This window comes from Streptomyces calidiresistens (assembly GCF_014141525.1).
Taxonomy (GTDB): domain Bacteria; phylum Actinomycetota; class Actinomycetes; order Streptomycetales; family Streptomycetaceae; genus Streptomyces; species Streptomyces calidiresistens.
Map to the genome: position 1 here is coordinate 1 of NZ_VKHS01000435.1, position 4,677 is coordinate 4,677.

Genomic DNA, 4,677 nt, shown 5'->3' on the forward strand with positions numbered 1-4,677 from the left:
GGATGGGACGGGCCGATCACGGGGGTGGACGTTCGGGGCGGGCCGGACGCCGGCCCCGCGAACACCATCGACGCGCCGGGGTGACCGGCGGTCGATCCGGTCATTCTTCCCGCAACGCATCGGCCCCGGAAGGTCGCCCACCGGCCATTCCCCCGGCCGATCCGCGGCACCACCGGACGACTCCGCCGGCGGCCCGACCCGCCGGTCAACCGCCGTGGGCGACGGCCGGGTCGAGCCCGATCCGGGCCCCCGCCCGACCGGGCGCCGGCAGCGCCACGGCGCCGCGCACCCGCTCCGCGCTCCGCACGAACGGCAGCTCCGCGAAGGGCTCACCGGCGTAGAACCGGGCCGCCAGCTCCACCAGTTCCGGGGCGCGTTCCAGGTGCAGCATGTGGTCCCCGCGGGCCACCTCGACGAACCAACTGTCCGCGCACCCGGCCGCCACCTCCCGGCACAGCGCCGGGGTGGTGAACGTGTCGTGCTCACCGGTGGTCACCAGCACCGGTTGGGGCGGGCCCCCACCGCCGCCCAGCATCGCCCCCGCCAGCAGGCGCCGGGTGTTCTCGGTGTACTTCAACCCCTCCTCCGGGGAGATCCGGGCGAAACGGTGCAGCAGGATGCGGCGCACCGCCGCCCCGCACGCCACGTCCGCGCCGGGCGTGCTCGACATCAGCAGTTCCACCCCCGCCCGCGCGAACTCCGTCATCCGCCCGGCCGCGAACAGCTCCAGGGTGTGCTCGATCAGCCCGCGGGCGTGCTCGGGGATGGCGGGCATCGTCCCCACCAGGACCAGCCGGGCCACCCGGCTCGGGTCCAGCTCGGCCAGCCGGTACGCGGGGGCCGTCCCGTAGGAGCCGCCCAGCACGTTCACCGGTCCCGGGTCCAGCTCGGCCAGCATGTGGCGCAGGGCCTCGGTGAGGAAGTCCACCCCGAACCGCTCCGGCAGCGGATCGCCCGCCCCCCACCCGGGCAGGTCCACGCTCACCACGTCGGCGTGCCGCAGCAGTTCCCGCTCCAGCCGACCCCAGTCCTCCTTGCGCTGGAGGGCCCCGCCGACCAGCAGCACCGGGGCCACCCGGGGCGAGGACGAGCGCACCACCCGGGACTCGCAGCGGTACCCCTCCCAGTGGTGCACCCGGACGCTCACCCCCTCGGCACACGGCACCTCCGACGGTCGCGCCGGCGAACTCCCGTTCACGGTCACCCTCCACCTCTCCGGTCCCCCGGAACGTGATGCGGCATGTTGCGGCGGTCGGAGGATCAACGAGCGCTCGGCGGTCCCGGTCACCCCACCCCCTCCGATCGGGTGAATCGCGCGGGTGCCCTCGAACGCCTCCGCGTCGCCCGGGGAAGGCCGGGGGGAAACCCGGGGGAGAACCCGGGAAAAGAGGGCCGAACGGCCCCCGAGGGGGGCCGCTTCGAAGATGTGCGGCGCACCCCCTCGGGTCACAATGAAATCGGCGCAGCGAGGCGCCACCCGCACCACCGACCGTTCGGGGCCCCGCCGCGGACCCGTCGGCACCGGTCGGGACACCGCCCGGGCCGGAGCCCGGAGAGGAGACCGCCGCCATGGTCCGATACATCACCGTCGGCATCGACGGTTCCGAGGCCGGCCGCGCCGCCGCCGCCTGGGGCGCGGAGATCGCCGCCCGCCGCGGTGTACCGCTCCGGCTGGTCTACGCCTGGGGCATCATCAGCGCCTGGGAGGCGCCGATGGACGCCCCCCAGCACCTGCGGATGACGGCCGAGGAGAAGCTCACCGAGACCGGTGACGCGATCGCCGCGGCCCACCCGGAGCTGGAGATCCGGCGCGAGTCGCCGCCCGAGAGCCCGGTGCCCGCGCTGCTGGACCGCGCCCTGGACTCCGACCTGCTGGTGCTCGGCGCCCGGGGCCTGGGGACCATCGCCGGCTTCCTGCTCGGCTCCGTCAGCCACGCCGTGGTCGCCCGGGCCGAGTGCCCGGTGCTGGTGGTCCGCGCCGACTCCGCCGGACCGGAGGGCCCCGCCGAGGTTCCGGGCACCGCGCGGCCGATCTGCGTCGGTCTCAAGCGGCCCGAGCGCCCCGACGAGGAGGTGCTGGAGTTCGCCTTCGCCGAGGCCGCCCGGGCCGGGCTGCCGCTGCGGGTGGTGCACACCCGGCGTTCGGCCGGTGACGGGACGGAGTCGGACGGCGAGGAGACGGCCGGCCGGCTGGAGGCGGCGCTGACGCCGTGGCGGGAGAAGTACCCGCAGGTGGCCGTGGACGCCGCACCGGTCGCCGGCGGCGCGGCCGAGGGCCTGCTCGCCGAGGCGGCGGGGGCGCGCCTGCTGGTCCTGGGACGCGGCGGGCGCCGACTGGGGGCGCTGGCCCCCCGGGTGGGCGCGGTCGTCCACGCGGCCCTGCACCACGCGCGGTGCCCCGTCGTGATCGTGCCGCACGAGTAGGAAAGACCTCTCCGAGGCCGGCCGGGATCCCCGGCCGGCCCGTCGGACCCGACGGACGTGGTGGTCGCCGGGTTCGACGGCCGGGCCCGCCCGGCGTGGATCGTTCGGAACCGGGGGCGGATCCGGACACCACGCCGAGCGGGCCCCATTTCCGTGCGAAAAAGGGTTCGAGGGTGACAATGGGCGCACCCCGGGACACCGGGCGTCCCTCGGTCCGCCCCCACCCCGCCGCTCCACCGGCGAGAAGGGAATCGCCATGGCCGCCACCACCCGCCGGCCCGCCGACGACCCCCGTTCCGGGAGCGGCGGGTCCGAACCCGGAAGAGCACGGGGCGTCGCCGGTACCGCCGCCCGGGTCCACCGCCGCCTGGTGGTCAACCGCTCGCGCCTGGGGCACCGGATCGGGTACGCGCTGCGCCACCCCGGTCGGATCCTGCCCCACCTGCGCCGGGCCGGCCGGGACGCCTGGCTGCGCCGCAAGTACCCGGACCACGTCTCCTACTACTCCGCGGTGATGGCCTCCGACGTGCGTCGCAGCCCGGAGGCCGCGGTGGGCAGCGCCAACCGGGAGCGGTGGCTGGCCCTGGGGAAGATGCAGTACGACTACCTGGTCGGCCACGGCCTGAAGTCGCACCACCGGATGCTCGAGATCGGCTGCGGGAACCTGCGGGCCGGGCGGCTGTTCATCGCCCACCTCGACCCCGGGCACTACCACGGCATCGACATCTCCCCGGACATCCTGCTGCACGCCCACCGCACGGTGGCCGAATACGACCTGCGGGACAAACTGCCGCACCTGAGCCTCACCCGGGACCTGAAGCTGGAGTTCCTGCCCTCGGACCACTTCGACGTGGTCCACGCGCACAGCGTCTTCTCCCACTCGCCCATCGAGGTCATCGACGAGTGCCTGGCCCACGTGGGGCGGGTGCTCAAGCCGGAGGGGTTCTTCGACTTCACCTTCGACCGCACCGAGGGCGAGGAGCACCAGGTGCTGCGGGAGGACTTCTACTACCGCACCGAGACCCTCGTCGCGCTCGCCCGCCGGCACGGACTGCACGCCCGGTTCATGGACGACTGGGAGAAGCTGCCGCACAAGCAGTCCAAGATCCGGGTCAGCCGGAGCCCCGAGCCGCGCCTGTCCTGACGGCGCGCGGGTGTGCTCCGCGCGCCGGGACGAACGCCCGGCGCGCGGATCGCCCGTGCACCCGGTCCCGGCGGGGAACCGTCACCGGGGCACCACCTTCACGGCCCGGTACGGGTACCCGTCCTGGAGGAAACCCGGCTCCTCCGGCAGCAGGTCCACCTCCTGACCGGCCGTGAGCGCGCGGAAGGCGGGCATCTCGATGTCCGAATAGTGCGCCCAACACCCGCCCGGCGTGGAGGCGGCCTCCAACACCCCCCACCCCTCCTCGTCGTGCCACTCGCGCACCGTCGCCCGGATCCACTCCATCGTCGCCATACCCCCGCCGTACCCGGGCGGCCGCCCGTTCACCGGCCGCCCCGGACCACTCGGCCCCCCGGGGCCCGTCGGTGGTCCGGTGCCGGGCACGGCGCCGGCACTCACCGCGTCCCGACGTCGTCTCCCGCCGGGTGGAGGGGGGTGTTTCCCAACGCGTCACGGTGCACCCGGGAGAACCGCGCCCAGCGCACCGCCGTGAGGAGCAGCAGAACGGCGAAGGCGAGGTGGACGGGTAGCCCGCCCACCAGGTCGAAGGTCAAGCCGGTGAGGAGGATGGCGGCGGCGGAGAAGATCCTCCCCACCGCGTCCAGCAGACCGCTCCAGGTGCCCAGCAGCCGCAACGGGGCACGGAGTTGGAGGATCAGACCCGCCGAGCGCAGGTACACGGTGAAGCCGAGCCCGAAGAGGATGAGCCCGACGGCCAACAGCCACGGGTGGTGACCCAGCAGTGAGATGGCGGCGGTCCCGATCGCCGCCACCACCGGCGCCCGGGACAGCGAGGGGTGGATGCCGTCGGTACCGGCCCGGGCGACGAGAAGCCCGCCGATGATCGACCCGAGAGCGGAGAACGCCAGGAAACCGGCGGCCCGGGCGGGGGACATCCCCAGGTGCTCCCGCATGATCGGCAGCAGGGTGAGGATCACCGAGGACAGCGCGAGCGTGGTGAGGGTGTCCAGGACGGTGTACTCCCGCCAGGCCGCGCTCCGCGCGATCGTCCGGGCCACCAGACGCCGGGAGACGGGTTGTTCGACTTCCTCCGTGTCCTTCGGCGCCCCCGGGCTCCCCTCCTCCCC

General features: G+C 74.7%; 5 protein-coding genes. 2 read left to right on the top strand and 3 right to left on the bottom strand.

The genetic code is table 11. The annotated features are described in order from the left end of the window. Positions 1-205 precede the first annotated feature (205 nt). The gene (locus FOE67_RS17030) at positions 206-1,198 is read right to left on the bottom strand and encodes an alpha/beta fold hydrolase (protein ID WP_182665212.1); all 993 of its coding nucleotides are present in this window, start codon (positions 1,196-1,198) and stop codon (positions 206-208) included. Between the two features lie 371 nt (positions 1,199-1,569). On the opposite strand from FOE67_RS17030, the gene FOE67_RS17035 reads away from it, so the two are divergent. Both FOE67_RS17035 and FOE67_RS17040 read left to right on the top strand, forming a co-directional pair. Then, complete coding sequence (locus FOE67_RS17035) at positions 1,570-2,424, top strand: universal stress protein (protein WP_182665214.1); 855 nt, start codon at positions 1,570-1,572, stop codon at positions 2,422-2,424. Between the two features lie 256 nt (positions 2,425-2,680). Beyond that, positions 2,681-3,568 carry a class I SAM-dependent methyltransferase gene (locus FOE67_RS17040; RefSeq protein WP_182665216.1) on the top strand — a complete coding sequence of 296 codons (888 nt, stop codon included), beginning with the start codon at positions 2,681-2,683 and terminating at the stop codon, positions 3,566-3,568. Positions 3,569-3,649: 81 nt separating this feature from the next. Here the strand turns inward: FOE67_RS17040 and FOE67_RS17045 are convergent, their stop codons facing one another. Continuing rightward, positions 3,650-3,883, bottom strand: coding sequence for a S1 domain-containing protein (locus tag FOE67_RS17045; RefSeq protein ID WP_228473970.1), 234 nt, complete (start codon positions 3,881-3,883; stop codon positions 3,650-3,652). A gap of 101 nt (positions 3,884-3,984) precedes the next feature. Further along, the coding region (locus tag FOE67_RS17050) for an MFS transporter (RefSeq protein ID WP_498370705.1) at positions 3,985-4,677 on the bottom strand (693 nt) is incomplete at its 5' end.

Coding starts and splice junctions, on each gene's coding strand:
- FOE67_RS17035 (WP_182665214.1), top strand. CDS start 1,570: ATGGTCCGATACATCACCGTCGGCATCGACGGTTCCGAGGCCGGCCGC.
- FOE67_RS17040 (WP_182665216.1), top strand. CDS start 2,681: ATGGCCGCCACCACCCGCCGGCCCGCCGACGACCCCCGTTCCGGGAGC.
- FOE67_RS17045 (WP_228473970.1), bottom strand. CDS start 3,883: ATGGCGACGATGGAGTGGATCCGGGCGACGGTGCGCGAGTGGCACGAC.